Annotated in this window: 1 protein-coding gene; it reads right to left on the reverse strand. The window is 36.8% G+C overall.

Going from position 1 to position 963, the window contains the following annotated elements; translation table 11 throughout:
• A partial coding sequence (locus tag VB776_RS24495; RefSeq protein WP_323699474.1) for an IS256 family transposase occupies positions 1-890 on the reverse strand: 890 nt, incomplete at its 3' end.
• Between the last annotated feature and the right edge of the window lie 73 nt (positions 891-963).

The raw sequence follows: 963 nt of genomic DNA on the forward strand, positions 1-963 counted from the left end.
TGTTGTTCTGCCATATTAAGATTCTCTGCTTTGTAAACAAGCTGTAAATCCTTTACAAATTCTCTTAAATGCTTATCATAGACAAAGCGGGTAGAGTAACGGATTTGGTGAACTACACAGAGTTGTATCTGTGTTTTAGGGAATACTGCTTCAATGGCTTGTGGGAAGCCTTTGAGACCATCTACACAACTAATTAAAATATCTTCAACTCCTCTTGCTTTAAAGTCAGTTAATACTGATAACCAGAATTTAGCACCCTCTGTTTCAGCTAAATATATCCCTAATACTTCCTTTTTGCCGTCTAAACCTAAGCCTATTACACTATACATGGCTCTGGAGCTTACCTTGCCATCAATACGTACTTTGTAAAACATCGCATCCATCCAGACTACTGCATAAACCCTTGAAAGCGGTCTGGATTGCCATTCTTGAAGTCGTGGAAGTACTCTATCAGTAATGTTTGAGAGTTCGCCTACTGAAAGATGGTATCCATAAAGTTCTTCTAACTGTTCATTGATAGAAGAATAACTCATTCCATGTGAGTACATAGAGATAATCTGACGCTCTAATGTATCCGTTAAAACTAACTGACGTTTAGCTACGACTTGTGGGTTAAAACTACCATCTCGGTCACGTGGGGTTTCTAGTTCAAAGCTACCTCCATTACTCTTAATAGTCTTCTTTGATAAACCATTTTTACGGTTTTTAATCCCCTCAGCCTTGTTAGCATTCAGGTGATTATCCAATTCTCCTTGTAAAGCACTTTCTAAAAAATGTTTCAACATAGGAGCAAAAATACCATTCTCTCCAGTAAGAGGTTTGCCAGAATAAAGACCTTTTATCGCTTCTTGCTTAAAAGTCTCAAAATCAAAATTGTCAGGAGTCTCCATAAATAAAGTGTGTCTGAGTAAAAGTAAAAAAATAAACTTAATTTTAAACTGACACAGTTGGATGAACAGACTC

Origin of the sequence: Arcicella gelida (genome assembly GCF_034931025.1) — a bacterium.
Lineage (GTDB): Bacteria > Bacteroidota > Bacteroidia > Cytophagales > Spirosomataceae > Arcicella > Arcicella gelida.